At 51.3% G+C, this 16,167-nt stretch carries 17 protein-coding genes; 4 read left to right on the top strand and 13 right to left on the bottom strand.

Translation table 11 applies throughout. From position 1 onward, the window contains the following. Position 1: 1 nt before the first annotated feature. The 13 genes from purN to T488_RS16730 all read right to left on the bottom strand — a co-directional run bounded on the left by purN (position 2) and on the right by T488_RS16730 (position 9,987). On the bottom strand, positions 2-625 hold the full coding sequence (gene purN / locus T488_RS0101910) for a phosphoribosylglycinamide formyltransferase (protein WP_028519335.1): 624 nt from the start codon (positions 623-625) through the stop codon (positions 2-4). A gap of 16 nt (positions 626-641) precedes the next feature. Beyond that, positions 642-1,109 carry a DUF3592 domain-containing protein gene (locus tag T488_RS0101905; RefSeq protein ID WP_028519334.1) on the bottom strand — a complete coding sequence of 156 codons (468 nt, stop codon included), beginning with the start codon at positions 1,107-1,109 and terminating at the stop codon, positions 642-644. A gap of 2 nt (positions 1,110-1,111) precedes the next feature. Then, positions 1,112-1,993 carry an expansin EXLX1 family cellulose-binding protein gene (locus tag T488_RS16740; protein ID WP_028519333.1) on the bottom strand — a complete coding sequence of 294 codons (882 nt, stop codon included), beginning with the start codon at positions 1,991-1,993 and terminating at the stop codon, positions 1,112-1,114. Positions 1,994-2,114: 121 nt separating this feature from the next. Next, positions 2,115-3,152: a phosphoribosylformylglycinamidine cyclo-ligase gene (gene purM / locus T488_RS0101895; RefSeq protein WP_028519332.1), complete on the bottom strand. Its 1,038-nt coding sequence runs from the start codon at positions 3,150-3,152 to the stop codon at positions 2,115-2,117. Between the two features lie 110 nt (positions 3,153-3,262). Then, on the bottom strand, positions 3,263-4,687 hold the full coding sequence (locus tag T488_RS0101890) for an amidophosphoribosyltransferase (protein WP_028519331.1): 1,425 nt from the start codon (positions 4,685-4,687) through the stop codon (positions 3,263-3,265). A 3-nt stretch (positions 4,688-4,690) separates the two neighbouring features. Next, the gene (purC, locus tag T488_RS0101885) at positions 4,691-5,410 is read right to left on the bottom strand and encodes a phosphoribosylaminoimidazolesuccinocarboxamide synthase (protein WP_082320405.1); all 720 of its coding nucleotides are present in this window, start codon (positions 5,408-5,410) and stop codon (positions 4,691-4,693) included. Positions 5,411-5,488: 78 nt separating this feature from the next. Beyond that, positions 5,489-5,704 carry a DUF6440 family protein gene (locus tag T488_RS16735; protein WP_037296815.1) on the bottom strand — a complete coding sequence of 72 codons (216 nt, stop codon included), beginning with the start codon at positions 5,702-5,704 and terminating at the stop codon, positions 5,489-5,491. Positions 5,705-5,731: 27 nt separating this feature from the next. Next, entirely contained in the window at positions 5,732-5,944 is a 213-nt protein-coding gene (locus T488_RS0101875; protein ID WP_155267143.1) for a DUF6440 family protein, read from the bottom strand. A gap of 22 nt (positions 5,945-5,966) precedes the next feature. Further along, a complete protein-coding gene (locus T488_RS0101870; RefSeq protein ID WP_028519328.1) occupies positions 5,967-6,614 on the bottom strand; it encodes an HAD hydrolase-like protein in 648 nt (215 codons plus the stop codon). After that, on the bottom strand, positions 6,614-7,270 hold the full coding sequence (locus T488_RS0101865) for a DUF4272 domain-containing protein (RefSeq protein WP_051536155.1): 657 nt from the start codon (positions 7,268-7,270) through the stop codon (positions 6,614-6,616). The genes T488_RS0101870 and T488_RS0101865 overlap by 1 nt, the downstream gene beginning before the upstream one ends. Before the next feature lie 21 nt (positions 7,271-7,291). Beyond that, positions 7,292-7,792 carry a 5-(carboxyamino)imidazole ribonucleotide mutase gene (gene purE, locus T488_RS0101860; protein WP_028519326.1) on the bottom strand — a complete coding sequence of 167 codons (501 nt, stop codon included), beginning with the start codon at positions 7,790-7,792 and terminating at the stop codon, positions 7,292-7,294. 46 nt (positions 7,793-7,838) lie between these two features. Further along, a complete protein-coding gene (locus T488_RS0101855) occupies positions 7,839-8,951 on the bottom strand; it encodes a WG repeat-containing protein (protein WP_037296809.1) in 1,113 nt (370 codons plus the stop codon). Positions 8,952-8,970: 19 nt separating this feature from the next. Further along, complete coding sequence (locus T488_RS16730; RefSeq protein ID WP_037296806.1) at positions 8,971-9,987, bottom strand: glycosyltransferase; 1,017 nt, start codon at positions 9,985-9,987, stop codon at positions 8,971-8,973. 534 nt (positions 9,988-10,521) lie between these two features. Here T488_RS16730 and T488_RS0101845 point away from each other — a divergent pair. The 4 genes from T488_RS0101845 to T488_RS0101830 all read left to right on the top strand — a co-directional run bounded on the left by T488_RS0101845 (position 10,522) and on the right by T488_RS0101830 (position 16,110). After that, positions 10,522-12,963 (top strand): hypothetical protein, encoded by a 2,442-nt coding sequence (locus tag T488_RS0101845; RefSeq protein ID WP_028519324.1) that lies wholly within the window; start codon positions 10,522-10,524, stop codon positions 12,961-12,963. A 32-nt stretch (positions 12,964-12,995) separates the two neighbouring features. Further along, on the top strand, positions 12,996-14,090 hold the full coding sequence (locus T488_RS0101840) for a hypothetical protein (protein ID WP_028519323.1): 1,095 nt from the start codon (positions 12,996-12,998) through the stop codon (positions 14,088-14,090). Between the two features lie 429 nt (positions 14,091-14,519). Then, a complete protein-coding gene (locus tag T488_RS0101835) occupies positions 14,520-15,575 on the top strand; it encodes a LacI family DNA-binding transcriptional regulator (protein WP_028519322.1) in 1,056 nt (351 codons plus the stop codon). Next, positions 15,565-16,110 carry a DUF5662 family protein gene (locus tag T488_RS0101830; RefSeq protein WP_028519321.1) on the top strand — a complete coding sequence of 182 codons (546 nt, stop codon included), beginning with the start codon at positions 15,565-15,567 and terminating at the stop codon, positions 16,108-16,110. The genes T488_RS0101835 and T488_RS0101830 overlap by 11 nt, the downstream gene beginning before the upstream one ends. The last annotated feature ends 57 nt before the right edge of the window (positions 16,111-16,167 follow it).

The following is a 16,167-nucleotide window of genomic DNA, read 5'->3' as shown; positions in this document are numbered from 1 at the left end:
CTTACTTTACATAAGCCTTTCCGCCGATTATCTCTATCCTGTCCTGACAGAACAGGGATACAGCCTGAGGAAGGAGCTTCCACTCAACGTTTTCCATGATACGGCGCTGGAGTATCTCGGGAGTATCGTCCCTTTCCACATTTACCGTACCCTGAAGGATGATGGCGCCTGCGTCAGCTTCCTCGTTTACAAAGTGTATGGTAGCGCCGCTGACCTTTACACCGTAAGCAAGAGCCGCTTCGTGGACCTTGAGCCCGTAGAAACCCTCGCCGCAGAAAGAGGGGATAAGTGCAGGGTGTACGTTTATTATCTTATAGGCATAAGCCGAGGTAACGCACTTGTCGAGAATTGTCATAAAGCCTGCCAGCACCACAAGGTCTGCCTTTTCCTCATTGAGAGCTTCAAGGATAGCCTTGCTGTAGCTGACGCTGTCCGCGTAGTTCTTGCGGGGGATGACTCTTGTAGGAATATCGTTGTTCTTGGCTCTTTCAAGAGCATACACGCCTTCCTTTGAGGCAATGACACAGGTTATCCTGCCATTCTTTATGATGCCGGACTTCTCGGCGTCGATGAGCGCCTGCAAATTGGTGCCGCCGCCCGAAACGAGCACGACTATATTCTTCATTATATGTCCCTCCTGTTTACATCGTTGCCAGGGCTAAGATAAGCACTATAGCTGCCAGAACTCCGCCTATGAAAAGAAATCGGACATAGTCTCTGGTGAGCTCCTCCTCACGTCCTGCAAAATAGAAGAACATGGGGTCCTGGGGGTCATAGCATATGAGCTCCTCGCTGCCGATGTCATAGCGCTTTTTATTGTCCTGTACCGTATAGGTGGAGGTGACATCGCGCCCCTCCTCGGTGGTATAAGTGAGTATGGGGTAAACGTGCCTGCCCTTGTCCTTCTCGAAGTAGTCCTTTACCGTACCGTAGACGGTGACGGTGTTTCTGATGCTCTTTTTTATCTTCATTATATGACCTGTGAAGATAGCAGCCATAAGGACATAAATGAGAACGAAGCCGAACAGCAGCCAGCCGTGATAGAAGGAAAAGCCCACGATGAACATGGAAACGGCTGCCCATATCAGATCTATCTTTTTTACATTCATAATTATTCGGGGAACTGGACGTGTCCCTGTATTATAACGGTATCGTCGTAGCAGAGCGGTATATCCTCGTCTACCACCACCTGTCCGTAGATGTCGGTGATACGGAAGGTAAAAGGGCCCTTGCCCATATCGCGGGACTCAAAGTAATTGTACGGACGGCGGGGGATCTCCACGAATTCGCCGTTTTCGTCAAGGTATTCCAGCTTTGTGATGGGGTAGCGGTGGTTGCGTACCTGAACTCCGCACCAGAATTCCGTGCTGCCCTCTTTGTATTTGAATGAAATGGGAGCATTCTCCGCAGAGTCAAGAGGGATTATCTTCCAGCTCACGGGAACTCTGCCCTTCTCAACGGGTGCGATGAGGGGGAAGGCGTCCGTGTACAGGTCAAGGTCTCCCTTTTTGCCCTCGGGAAGCTCGTCTGTAACCAGCATTTTGATGGTACCCAGCTCGCCTGTGACCTCTAAGTAGGCGCCTGCAAGCTGAGCCTCATTGTAGTCGGCGTGGTTCATAGCGACTATCCAGTAATCACGGGAAACGGGGTCAAGCATAGCGTGACCGCCTGTATATCCGCCGCCGTAGAAGGTGCCCTCGCCCGTGTGGACGGTGCCCTTGGGTTCAAGGATACAGCTCTCGTCGATGGGATAGTCGGGAATGGTGAACTCTGTGGGTATCTTGCCGTTCACGCCCAGCAGGAACTTCTGGAGAGCGTTCAGCTCTGCCCTTGAGATCTCGCTGTCTTTTCTTGCGGCTATCATGTCCAGCGAGTCCACAACGCCGTCTGAGTTATAGTCCATAGGTATGTCCGCAGCTGCGCCGCCATAAAGGGGCATAGCCGCAAGGACTGCAAGGAGCATACCCGCGGCTGCCGATCTGCGTAATTTCATATACATCACCGCCTGTAAAAATTATCCCGGATCCCCTTATCTCTGAACAATAGAAACTGATACGGCTCATGATCCGAATACTGATGCGGCTTTTGCAATGATAACAGCTTTGATTATTCCATCAGCAGATGATAACGCCTTCCTCTGACTCAACAAGTTCGCCGAGCACATAAGCGTCCTCGCCTGCTGCCTTGATAGCGGCAACAGCCTTATCTGCGTCATTCTTGTCAACAGAGACGATCATGCCGACGCCCATGTTGAATGTATTGAACATATCTCTCTCGGGAATATCGCCTGTTCTCTGGATGAGGTCGAAGATGGGGAGCACCTGAACAGCGTTCCTCTCGATCTTTGCAGCGAGATTTTTCGGGAGCGAGCGGGGGATATTCTCATAGAAGCCGCCGCCTGTGATATGTGATATAGACTTTACCTTAACGCTGTCCAGGAGTCTCATTACAGCCTTTACATAGATGCGTGTAGGAGTCAGCAGGCACTCGCCCAGGGTAGTTCCCAGGTCATCGAAGTGCATTGCGAGATTCTGCTCGTTTACGTCGAACACTCTTCTTACCAGTGAGAAGCCGTTTGAGTGAACGCCGCTTGACTTGATAGCGATGAGAACGTCGCCTGCCTTCTGTGTGTCGGGCTGGAGGATCTTGTCCTTATCAACAACGCCGACGGAGAAGCCTGCAAGGTCATATTCGTCCTCAGGCATAAGACCGGGGTGTTCTGCGGTCTCGCCGCCGATGAGAGCGCACTGTGCCTGAACGCAGCCCTCTGCAACGCCTGAAACTATGGTAGCGATCTTCTCGGGGAAGTTCTTGCCGCAGGCGATATAGTCAAGGAAGAACTGGGGCTTTGCGCCGCAGCAGATTATATCGTTGACGCACATTGCAACGCAGTCGATGCCGACTGTGTCATGCTTGTCCATGATGAAAGCCAGCTTGATCTTTGTACCTACGCCGTCTGTACCCGAAACGAGAACGGGCTTGCTTATACCTGTAAGGTCAAGCTCAAAGAGACCGCCGAAGCCGCCTATACCGGAAAGGGCGCCGGGGATCATAGTGCGGGCGATGTGCTGCTTCATGAGCTCCACAGACTTATAGCCTGCGGTAACGTCAACGCCTGCCTTCTTGTAGCTTTCGGAAAAACTGTTGTTCATTGATCTACCTCCATGACATAAGTGTAGGGGACGGCGTCCTCGACGTCCCGCAAAGCGTATATATTCTACGGGCTGTCGAGGACGCCAGCCCCTACAGTCGGTTACATTGATTATTCTTTGCCGTTCCAGCAGTAGGTGCAGAGTCCGCAGGAGTCAAGTCCCACAGCCTTTTCTGTGCCCTCAAGTGTCTGGAACTCAAGTGAGGTGAGGCGGAGCCTCTTGCAGATCTCATCTCTGAGCCTGCGGCCTCTCTCTGTTGCAGAGTTGCTGTATTCCTCGATGTGTCTCACGCCCACGGGACCTTCAAATTCGTCGATTATCTGGCGTGCGATGAGCTCCATCTCGGAGGTGCTGCGTGAGAAGTTGAGGTACTTGCAGCCGTACATGATAGGGGGACAGGCAGAGCGCATATGTACTTCCTTGGCGCCGTGCTCATAGAGGAACTCTACTGTCTCTCTCATCTGTGTGCCTCTTACGATACTGTCATCGACAAAGAGGAGCTTCTTGCCGTTTATAAGGTCATGAACGGGAATGAGCTTCATCTTTGCCACCTGGTTTCTCATGCTCTGGTTGGTGGGCATGAAGCTTCTGGGCCATGTGGGGGTATACTTGATGAATGGTCTTGCGAAGGGTATACCGCTCCTGTTGGCATAGCCGATAGCATGGGGGGTACCCGAATCGGGAACGCCGCAGATATAGTCAACATCGGGGAGCCTGCCGTTCTTGATGTCGTTCTCAGCCATGATCTCGCCGTTGCGTGTACGCATCACCTCTACGTTTACGCCCTCATATACAGCATTGGGATAGCCGTAGTAGGTCCAGAGGAAGGTGCATATCTTCATCTTTGAGGGATCGCCCTCAGCGATGGTCCTGCAGTCATCGGCTGTGAGCTCAACGATCTCGCCTGCCTGAAGCTCTTTATGTGTGGTATAGCCCAGCTTCTGGAAGGCAAATGACTCTGTTGAAAGGCAGAAGCCGTCGCTTCTCTTTCCGATGATTATGGGAAGTCTTCCGTACTGATCTCTTGCAGCGATGATACTGGTCTTTGTAAGTATGATAAGGGACATAGTTCCCTCAATCTTTTCCTGTGCATAGCGGATACCGTCCACGAAGCTGTCCTTCTGGGCGATAAGAGCGCCGATGAGGTCGCCGGAGTTGATGTTTCCGCTGCTCATTGCCTCAAAGTTGGCGCAGCCCTTTTCAAGGAGCTCGTTCACGAGAGCGTCCGCATTGCGGATTATGCCCACTGAACATACTGCATAGAGACCAAGCTTTGAGCGCACCAGGATAGGCTGGGGGTCTGTATCGCTGATACAGCCGATACAGAGCTTGCCCCTCATATTCACAACGTCATTCTCGAACTTTGTACGGAAGGGAGAATTCTCGATGCTGTGGATATTTCTCTGGAAACCGTTTTCCTCGGAATAGGAGGTCATACCGCCTCTTCTTGTACCGAGATGTGAATGATAGTCTGTTCCGAAAAATACGTCGGTAACGCAGTCATTCTTAGAGGCTGCACCAAAAAAACCGCCCATATATTATTCTCCCATAAGTCTCTTCATGATTTCCTGGTAAGCTTCTTCAACGCCGCCCATATCTCTGCGGAAGCGGTCCTTGTCCAGCTTCTCGTGAGTTGTGGAATCCCAGAAGCGGCAGGTGTCGGGAGAGATCTCGTCAGCCAGGATGATAGTTCCGTCGGATGTCTTACCGAACTCGATCTTGAAGTCGATGAGGTCGATATTGAGACCCTTGAAGAACTTTACCATGAACTCATTTACCTTGAAAGCATACTTGGCGATAGTATCCAGCTCTTCCTTTGTAGCAATGCCGAGAGCCAGTGCATAGTAGTCATTGATAAAGGGATCGCCCAGATCGTCGTTCTTGTAGCTGTACTCAAGGATAGGACAGAGGAGCTGCTTGCCTTCCTCAACGCCCATTCTCTTTGAGAAGCTGCCTGCTGCGACGTTTCTGATGATGACCTCAAGGGGAACGATGGAGACCTTCTTGACAATAGTCTCGCGGTCGCTGATCTCCTCGACCAGATGTGTGGGAACGCCTTCCTTTTCGAGCATCTTGAACATGAAGTTTGTCATCTTGTTGTTGATGACGCCCTTGCCAGCGATAGTGCCCTTCTTTTCACCGTTGAACGCAGTTGCGTCGTCCTTGTAATCTACGATCACGAGGTCGGGATCATTTGTAGCATAGACCTTCTTGGCCTTGCCTTCATAGAGCTGTTCCTTCTTTTCGATGTTTGACATTTTAAAATTCCTCCTTGAGATATATAAATGATTATATATGCAATCCCGCAGCATTGCGGAAATTGTAGGCTTGAAAAATTATCTGCCGCCGTATCTCGGGTCGATATAGGGCTTTCCGTCCCTGTCGAGGAGAGGCTGCATGATAGTGGGAGATTCTCCACAATGTGTTACGCTCACATAGGTAACGCCGGTGACTGTGTCCACAAGAGTTACATATGTGGAAGTGCTTATGTACTGTTCCGACAGCATTTCAAAACGCTGCGGAAGCTGAGGTTGGTTTTTATTGCCGAACATTTCATTTTCCCCCTTTACCGAAACTGTTTATCTGCTGCCGAAGCGCGGATCGACGTAAGGCTTGCCGTCTTTGTCAAGCAGAGGGGTGAGCCTTCCGTCTCCTCCCACGGTCGCATAGGTAACACCTGTGACCTTGTCCACGAGCACTAAATATGGGTTACCATAGTAACACTGCTCAGATATGAACTCGAAGCGCTGCTCATTTTTTTCATCGTCAATTTTGACAGTCGGTCTTGCCATAATATTTTCCCCCTGTATCATGTTATGAGAGCAGCATATCTGCTGCCTCCTGCGGTGTGCGGGCGATGTAGTCCGCGCCTGCCTGCGTGAGCTCCTCCATGGAGCCGAAGCCCCAGAGTATGCCCATACATTTCAGACCTGACTTGTGGGCGCCGAGAACGTCCTGTCGGCGGTCGCCGATCATGAGCACCGAGCTCCTGTCGGTGATTCCTGCCTTTGCGAGAACATATTCGATGACCTGATCCTTGTAGTCACGGGAGCCGTCAAGCTCCGCACCGCCCACTATCTCAAAATACTGAGCCAGACTGAACCTTTCAAATATGCGCACCGCATAGACCTGAGGCTTGCTGGTGGCGACCATAAGTCTTTTGCCGCCGCTTTTAAGTCTTTCCAGCATCCCGGTTATGCCGTCGTAAACGCGGTTCTCAAAGAGCCCCGTGTCCGAGTACCTCTCGCGGAATATCCTTACCGCCTCGTCCACCTGTTCTCCGTTCATGCCGAGAAACTCGGCAAAGGACTGCCTTATGGGCGGCCCCAGGAACTTGTTGGTATCCTCGGGCACCTCAAAGCCCATGCGCTCTATAGCATAGACAAGGCAGCCCAGTATGCCCTCGGTGGAGTCGGTAAGAGTACCGTCAAGGTCGAATAAAAGTGTATCGAAATTTTTCATTATGTATCAAGGGATATATCATACCAGTCATCGGTGTCGCTGATGAGCCATTCAAGACCGCGTCTGCGCTCAAAGACCACCTCACCGTTAAGGTCTCCCACGGAGCAGTTGGGGTCGATATGCTCATGCTGCACAACTGCCCAGTGATAGCGGTAATAGAGGTCCAGCATATCCAGTATCTCGTCCTTGCTGCGGAGAGTGCACCTGCTTCTGAAGTCCTCAAAGCCCTCGGTCTGAGAAACAAAGCGTATGGACTGCAAACAGTCGCATATCTGACTGGCGTCGGAGATGTCCTCAACCAGACCCAGAGCCCAGAACAGAGACCAGCAGCATTCGTACTCCCAGACCACATCGGTGATGTCCTGCTGTGAAGCCTTTCCGCTGACAAGGCGGTTTTCCTTGGCATTGAGCTTGTGCTGGACGCCGAAGTGAGCCATAAGACCTGCGAAGGTTACAGCCTCTGCTGTATGACCTTCATTGAGCTCAATGGCGTACTGAGTAGAGAGCAGAGCTGCAACAGCTCTTGCACAGACCTCGTCGAGGCTCCTGAGCTTTACCTGAGAAGCCTCCTCCGTCATGGGGAGGGAGGGGAGTATGCTTATGCCCTTTTCAGTGATGAGCTTTTCGGAACGTGCTTTTCTTTCCTGCGGAGTCATGGTGATACCTCCTTATTTGTGTCAGAGAGCGGCTATCTGCTCCTGCAGAGCCTTGTCCTTTGCGATAACGCCGTCAGCCATAGCCTTCTTCTCGGCAGCCAGCTTTTCAGCCAGCTCCTCATCGGCGATGGCGAGCATCTGTACAGCCAGTACAGCGGCATTCTTTGCGCCGTCGATGCCCACTGTAGCCACGGGTACTCCGGGGGGCATCATAACTGTTGCCAGGAGAGCGTCAACGCCCTCAAGCGCCTTGGACTTCATGGGTATACCGATAACGGGCAGAGTTGTGTGACCTGCAACTACACCTGCAAGGTGAGCAGCCATGCCTGCGGCACAGATGATAGCGCCGAAGCCGTTTGCTCTTGCATTTGAAGCAAATTCGCAGGCCTCTGCGGGAGTTCTGTGTGCGCTCATTACGCGGCATTCGAACTCGACACCGTATTTTTTCAGCTCTGTGAGAGCCGACTTGACAACAGGGAAGTCGCTGTCGCTTCCCATGATAACTGCAACTTTCTTTGACATATATATTCTCCTTATCTGAAAGATGGTAACATTTATATGAGGTCCGTCAGCCGTTTCCCTTCTGTGTGGTGCCTTCTGCTGCGGGAGCGGAGGTGGTCTGCTGACTGCCGGACTTTGTATCCAGTACGGGAACGGGATAATCGGGCTTATCGGGTATGAACCTGCCTGATACAGCCCTGAGCTCTCCTGCGGAGCCGCCCGCGAACTCCACAACAGCCTTATAGCTTCCGCGGAGGCGCTTGGTCTTGTTGGCTTCGTTCCTGTAGGTGAGAGCGGTATCCGCCGTTACGGAAACGGCGAAGTGGGGCTCTTTATCGTCTGAGCGCACCGAATATACGAATATATCGGAAATGCCCGTGAGCTTTTTCGTGGTTATCGCGTGCTCCTCGGGAAAGATGGTCAGGAACACCGCCGAGGGGGCTGACTTTACAGCCGTGAGTGCTTCGCTGTCGCCGGTATAGGCGTATTCAAGATAATGCCCTACGGACTCCGTCATCTGCTCCAGCATTGAGACGGACAGCTTTTCCAGCAGCAGTCTGCTTGAAACTTCAAGGCTGTAGCTGCTTCCGAGGGCGCTTCCGCCGATGGAGGCGTGCTTGAAGACCATTCCCTTGTCGGTGACGGAATAGCTGTATGTGCCGCTGCCCGAGGTAAGTATGAGACTTCCGCTTTCAGCCTTGCAGCTGTCCCAGGCTCTTGAGAAGCAGGGAGTGAAGTCTTTGTCGTATACAACGGTCAGGTTTTTATCCGAGGTATGTGCAAAATAGAGGGTGCAGCCTGCCGACCTTATCCTCTCTATGGACGAATACACGAAAGGTATCGTGATATTGCCGTCAAAGTCTATGCAGCCGAACAGCTCTTTGCCGCGGATAAGCTTTGAGGCGATGCACACATCGGCTGCTTCCGTGAATCTCAGCTCCTGCCATTCGGGAGAGACCACGACTCTGTCGCTGGTGTCGATTATGCCGCAGAGCCCCGAGGCGTCCTGAAAGATACGGTTGCCTGAGCTGTCGGTGTCCAGTTTTTTCTCGATAGCGGGGGCATTGCCGCCGCCGCCGCTGTTCCTGTCGGCACCCGAATAGAACCTTGTTATCGCAATGGCAAGGACAATTATGACTATGAAAAGTACGGAGACTACAAGTCTCATGTGCTTATTCAATGTCTCCGCACCTCCTCCGTTACTTCTTTTCGCTGTCGGCGGAGGACTGCTCCGAAGAAGGCTTCTGAGCCTCAGCCTTGCGCTGGCGGTAGATGTCCTCGGTCTCCTTGGTTATGTATATGGGACGATTTTTCGTCTCAAGGTATGTCTTTGAAAGGTACTGACCCAGTATTCCCACGCTGAACAGCTGAAGACCGCTGAACAGGAATATGAGGCACAGCATTGTTGGGTATCCGTCGGGGGCGTTGAGCCAGCCGAAGATAGAACGGATAATGGTGATGACGATGAGCACGAAGGCGATGAAGCAGGTGATAATTCCCAGCAGCGAGGCGATAGCCAGAGGAGCTGTTGAGAAAGCCATGATGCCTTCGAGGGAGTATTTGAACAGTCCCCAGAATGACCATGATGAGGTGCCTGCGGGACGCTCCACGTTTTCGTATTCGATGTATCTGGTATTGAAGCCTACCCAGCTGAATATGCCCTTTGAAAATCTGTTGTACTCGGTCATATCCAGGATGGCGTCCACCATCTGGCGGCTCATGAAGCGGAAGTCCTGAGCGCCGTCAACGATCTCGGTCTGAGAGATCTTGTTCATTATCTTGTAGAACAGCCTTGCGAACCATGAACGTACCTTTGACTCGCCCTTGCGGCTGACGCGGCGTGTGGTGGCGCAGTCGTATTCGCCGTTGCGGACATAGCTGTACATCTGGGGCAGGAATGACGGGGGGTGCTGGAGGTCGGCGTCCATTACGACAACATAGTCGCCCCTGGCGTTTTTCAGACCTGCGTACATACCCGACTCCTTGCCGAAATTTCTTGAGAACGAAATATATCTCACGCGCTGATCCCTGTCGGCGAGAGAGCGCAGTATATCAAGGGTAGTATCCTTTGAGCCGTCGTTGATGAACAGGTATTCAAAGGTGAGCTCGGGAAAGTCCTTTGACATCTGCCCTGTCACCTTGGTGATCTCCTCATAGAACATTGGGAGCACTTCCTGCTCATTATAGCACGGAACTACTACAGAAACGAGTTTCACTTTTTTTCCTCCTTCAAAGAAGCTGCCGGCAGCTCCTGCTGATAGCTTTCCTGAGTCTGCCAATACACTATTAATAATACAACAAAATCGGCGATAATGCAAGAGCAAAATGAAGGATTTCAGAATTTTTTACGTCTATGTAAAATAATAGCAGTAATGGAGCATGATTTTGTTCTATCTGATAGGGAGGTCAAAACGGGCAGAAGGGGAGAAAGCAACGTATTACTCGCATTTGTCTAATTTAACTTAAACAATGTAAGTAAGATTTGACAAAAAAATCAATAACGATTTGTTATTTTCACCGAAAATTTTAAAATGGGTATAATTTTTGCGTTCATTTTTTAAGAAAGTGTTGATTTTTTTTGAAGTATCATGTATAATATACTTGTATAGATATTCGCATCAGGAGCTTTGCGGGACAGTCCCTCTTTACTGTGCCGGTCAACGAAGCAGAGCAGTTCCTTGCGATTGGGAAATCGGCGTTCCGCTGCCGTAAAGCGGAAGCTGCGGTTTTTCCGCGGTGGGGAGAGGACTATGGATATAACACTGGTAACGTCTTCGTTTGACAAGGTGGTTCACGGCACCGAGAACGACAAAAAGACAGGCTGCGGAATAAACCTTCTCAGGCCGGAAAATGTGACCCGCTTTCACAGGACCTCAAAAATGAGAGATCTGAAGGAGATCACCTGCGAAAAGTGTAAAGCAAATCTGGCAAAAAAGATTATCAGAGCGGATAAGAAAGAAATGGCGCTGCTCCTCAAGGAGGAGAAAAAGCGCGAAAAGCTGGGTATCGGCGATGAGGGCATCGTTCCTCTCGGAAATACCACGGCAAGGATCACAAGAGATCCTGATGCAAAGAGAAAAGAGGAAGAAGCAAGAAGACAGGCTGCCGAGGAAGCAAGACGCAAGGCGGAAGAAGCAAGGAGAGCTGCACAGCAGAACGCTCCGCAGGATCCCGAGCCTCCCGTAAACACTATCCCCGGTACAGGAGTCGCAATGGACGCAAGTCTGGCGCAGTTTGCCATAAATGCTCCTCAGAACGAGCCCGAGCCCGCACCTGCTCCTGCCCCTGCACCTATGGCTGCACCTGCTGCTGAGGACGATTTCCTCGCACAGTTTGCAATAAACAAGCCCGACAGCGAACAGGAAGCTGCTCCCGCAGCTCCGAGACCCGAGGACGACTTCCTCGCACAGTTCGCTATCCCCGCACCCCAGGCGGCAGAGCCCGTTCCCGAGCCTGCTGTACAGCCCCAGACCGAGGAGGACATAATGCAGATGTTCTCCATCAACAACGCTCCCGTACAGGAACAGCCCTATGGTCAGCCCTACGGCGAGCCGCTGTACAATCAGCCGCCTATGTACAACGATCAGCAGATCATTGATGTCCAGGGGAACGAGCTTTCAGCTGCGGACCCTGTTTACAGCGGCATTCCACAGACAGCAGATGACGGACAGGAAATGATCCAGGGAAGCGAGTGGGATTTCGTTGCAAATCAGCTTTTCGGCGTGGACGGCACTGTTCAGCCCGTTGCCGAGCCGGTCATGACAGAGCCTGTAATGGCTGATCCCGCACCCGTTTATCCCCAGTATGACGAAAATCTTACCGGGGAAATGGATGAGCTTGACATTCCTTCCATGGGGAATATGGCAGCACCCGTCCTTGATGAGATACCCACAGTTGAGGACATCACAGCTCCCGTCCTTGATGAGATACCCACAGTCGAGGACATCGCAGCACCCGTCCTTGATGAGATACCCACAGTCGAGGACATCGCAGCTCCCGCCCTTGATGAGATACCCACAGTTGAGGACATCGCAGCACCCGTCCTTGATGAGATACCCACAGTCGAGGACATCGCAGCTCCAGTGCTTGACGAGATACCTACAGTTGAGGACATCGCAGCACCCGTCCTTGACGAGATACCCACAGTCGGGGACATCACAGCTCCCGTACTGGACGATATTCCTTCGGCAGGCGACATGGCAGCACCCGTGCTTGACGAAATACCCGCATTCGAGGACATCGCAGCACCCGTCCTTGATAACATTGATCCGGTTGAAAACATCGCAGCACCTGTGCTGGATGATATTGCAGGACCCATATTTAATGAGCCTTTAATGGCAGAAGAGGAGTTTACAGATATGAGTGATTATAATTATGTTGCACCCGGCAGAAGTGCAGACGATAATACAGAGAATACAGAGCAGCCCAGACAGGCAGCACCCCAGCAGCCCCAGATCATCAAGGTGCCTCAGCTTGCAGGCTATGATGCTAATAACCAGCCTATCTACAAGTATATGCAGATGAAGCTGGCAGGCTACGACCAGAAGGGTCAGCCCGTTTATGTGCCCCTTCAGGCAGCTCCCAGACCTCAGCAGCAGGCAGCAGCTCCCAGACCTCAGCAGGCAGCACCTGTTCAGCAGGCAGCAGCTCCCGCTCAGCAGACAGCAGCTCAGGCACAGAGAGCAGCAGCAGCTCCCGTTCAGCCTGCGGCACCCGTACAGCCCGCAGCACCTGTAAGCTCACCTGTTCCCAAGAAGCCCGTTCAGCAGACAGGCGTTCCCAAGGCAAATATCTCACAGATCGCAGTAAATCCTCACAGCAAGCAGACTTCACAGGCATTCATCAACGCTATCTCAAGCTCCAAGGAGTATGCTGACAAGAACCTTATCGAAACACAGGGCCTCAAGGCTAACAGCCCCATACTTAACTCTGTTGAGGACGTTCTCTCAACTATGGGCGATGATACAGCAAAGAGACAGAAGGCTGCACAGACACAGCAGGCTGTTCCGGTATTCGAGGAGTATAAGGCTCCCACAAGAAATACCTACAGAGGCGGCGGCTCATCACCCAAGATGCACCAGCCCCTTGAGAAGGACGTCCGCTATATGACAAAGTCCGAGCTCAAGGCTAAGAAGAAGCAGGACAAGATCGATGCCAAGTTCAGAAAGGAAATGTCCAAGAGAGGCTTCTGATCAAACCAGCACAAATGAAATGAGGAGAAATAATGGCAGAAAACAAGATCCTTGAGGAGCTGAGAGCTAAGCTCACCGACTCCCTTGACGAGAATAACGACTTCCTGCGCAGGGAAGCTGAAAGATTTGCAAAGGAGAAGAACGCCGAGGGCGTTGAGGCAGCTACACAGCTGATCGTTGAGATAATGCCCCAGTCCCAGAAGGACGAGGTCGAAAGACTGACACATATTGACGGTATGCGTCTCGATGAGATGCAGAGCAAGATCGTCGAGCTGATAAACAAGAAGGAGTTCAACGAGGCAAAGGCTCTTTCCGAGCGCCTCTACAAAAAGATAATCCTCGACTATCAGGAAGGGGAGAAATCAAAGTTCGTCTCCCTGAGAAATCCCTTTGAGGATAATCTCTATCAGCTCAGATACAAGCCCGACAAGATACTCAACCGCACACCCTTTGATTTCGGCACCATGATAACTACATACGGCTATCTGCTTGTTGAACAGGACTCACCCATTGACGCTATCCCCGTTCTGGAGAAGGCTCTTGAGTTCAATCCCCTGGACTGCGGTCCCAGATTTGAGCTTGCAGAGGTGTATAAGCTCCTGAAAAACAAGAGAATGATCATTGAGACCACTAAGGAGACCCTGAAGGTGGCTTCCTCACCTGTGGCTATCGCAAGATGCTATGCAAATATGGGCTATGCGCTGACAGATATGGGCGAGTATGACGATGCAGCAGTTTTCCTTACCGCCAGTGTTATCTTCGCACCTCACCCTGCTATCCCCTATGAAATGCGTGACCTTGTCCAGAGAAAGGGCAGTCCCATAAAGCAGCCCACCCGCGAGGAGATAGTTGAGACCATGAAGAAGTACGGTATCGAATTCGGTCCCAACGAGGACGTAGTTTCCGTAGCTGCACAGCTTTCCGCAAACTATCTCATGGAGGAGGACATCCCCAACGCTCTCATGGCGCTGAAGATGACCTACAATCTCACCCGCGACGAGGAGATAAAGAAGATCATACTCAAGTATGAACCCGACGCACGGCAGCTGGTGCCCAACCAGGAGCCTGTTGCCGAGGAGGGCAAGCCCAATATCACACAGACTGTGAACGAGGCTCCCGAAGAGTGATAAACGGCATAAAGCCGCGGTATCAGGATATTTATTCGTTTAAAAGTTTTGCCCCTGAGTGTTCAGAAGCTCAGGGGCATTGTGTTTATTTATGCAGCTCAGATAAATCAAAATTTAACACCGCAGGTGTTAAATTTTGAGTGAGTAGTGAGTAGTAAGTAGAGAGTAGTATTATTCGGTGTATCGGCTTCTACTCACTACTTTCTACTTACTACTTACTCAAATCATAATTTTGCTCCGCAAAATTATGATTTATATTAGTATTTGATTTTGCACAATAAGAGTAGTGCAAAATTGACACTTCCTACAAATTTTGCAAAAATGCTTTATTTATTACTTAAAGCATGGTATAATGTATTGAGTTTATTTAATTTGCGTTTGCAAAATGATCAGCTTCGTTACTAAACGGAGATCTAACCGGGGGGACATATGAAAAACGGTGTTAAAATGCTTGACATTGCTACAAAGCTGGGAGTCAGCGTGGTAACGGTGTCGAATGCTCTTGCGGGACGCGACGGCGTCAGCGAGCAGATGAGGAAAAAGATCTGCGAGACCGCAGAGAAAATGGGCTATAAGCCCTCAAATACAAAGAGCGAGAAGAAGCGCCTTGCAATGCCTAAAATAGGTAAAAACGTGGGTATACTCACCTCCGAGCGCTTTGTGGGCGCAAGGGGCACCTTCTACTGGGAGCTCACAGCCAGCATATCCAATCAGCTCTCACAGCTCAACGTATGCACGGTCTACGAGTGTGTTACCGCAGACAGTGAAAGGAACGGCATACTGCCAAATATGGTCACCGACAACAAGGTGGACGGCATAATCGTCATCGGACAGGTCCACAGAAGCTACATAGACTGCCTCAGCAAGCTGACGATGCCGCTGATGTTCGTGGACTTCTACGACAACAGGTACAATATCGACTCGGTCATTTCCGACAGCTTCAACGGCGGATATATGCTCACCGACCACCTGGTGGAAAAGGGACACCGCAAGATAGGCTTCTTCGGCACTCTCAACGCCACCAGCAGTATCAACGACCGCTATCTCGGCTACGTCAAGTGCATAATGGAGAACGAGCTGGAGTTACGCAATGAGTGGATCATCGGCGACAGAAACGAGAGGGGTATCCTCAACGACAAGATAGATTTTCCCGACGAAATGCCCACGGCTTTTGTCTGCAACTGCGACGAGACCGCATTCAGGGTAATTTCCGCGCTGAAGTCCAAGGGAGTACGGGTCCCCGAGGATATAAGCGTTGTGGGCTACGATAACTACACAGTTTCAAGCATCTGTATACCCACCATCACCACGGTGGAGGTGGACCTGACCAAAATGGCAGAGGTCTCGGTGGGCATTATGGCAAAGAAGCTTGCCGACCCCGGATACTCCGAGGGCAGGCGTATAATCAGCGGAAGGCTTATCGAAAAGGAAAGTGTCCTTGACATAAACGGAAGCTACGGTGAGGAGCGTTCCGATGCTGTTTGAGAACTTTTTCGGACATCTGAGAACCGTCCGCCAGCACAGACATCAGGTGCTCATACACTGCATAAAGGCAGGCATTCCCTGGAGGGGACTGGTACATGACCTGTCCAAGTTCTCACCGACGGAGTTCATTCCGGGAGTGATGTACTATCAGGGCAACAGGAGCCCCAATGAGCGTGAGCGCGAGGTGTCGGGCTATTCCCGCGCCTGGATGCACCACAAGGGCAGGAACCGCCATCACTTTGAGTACTGGACAGACTATAACATGAAGACAAAGCGGCTGGAGCCCGTGAAAATGCCCGATATATTCATATTTGAGATGTTCTGCGACCGCGTGGCGGCTTCAAAGACATACAACAAGGAGAATTACAGGGACAATATGCCCCTGGACTATTTCCTCCGCTCAAAGCACAAGAGGATAATCGAAAAGACTACTGCGGCAAAGCTGGAATTTCTGCTGACCATGCTCCGCGACAAGGGCGAGGACGAGGTTTTCCGCTATATACGCAGACAGGTAAAGAAAAACAAACGGCGCTGAGCCGTAAAGGGCGCCCCGCGGTGCCCCTTTTTTGTGAATGAAAGGGATAAGGTGAAT

Origin of the sequence: Ruminococcus flavefaciens ND2009 (genome assembly GCF_000621785.1) — a bacterium.
GTDB classification, from domain to species: Bacteria; Bacillota; Clostridia; order Oscillospirales; family Ruminococcaceae; genus Ruminococcus; species Ruminococcus flavefaciens_C.
Note: the sequence above shows the minus strand (reverse complement) of the source record. Positions and strands in the feature narration are given on the sequence as shown.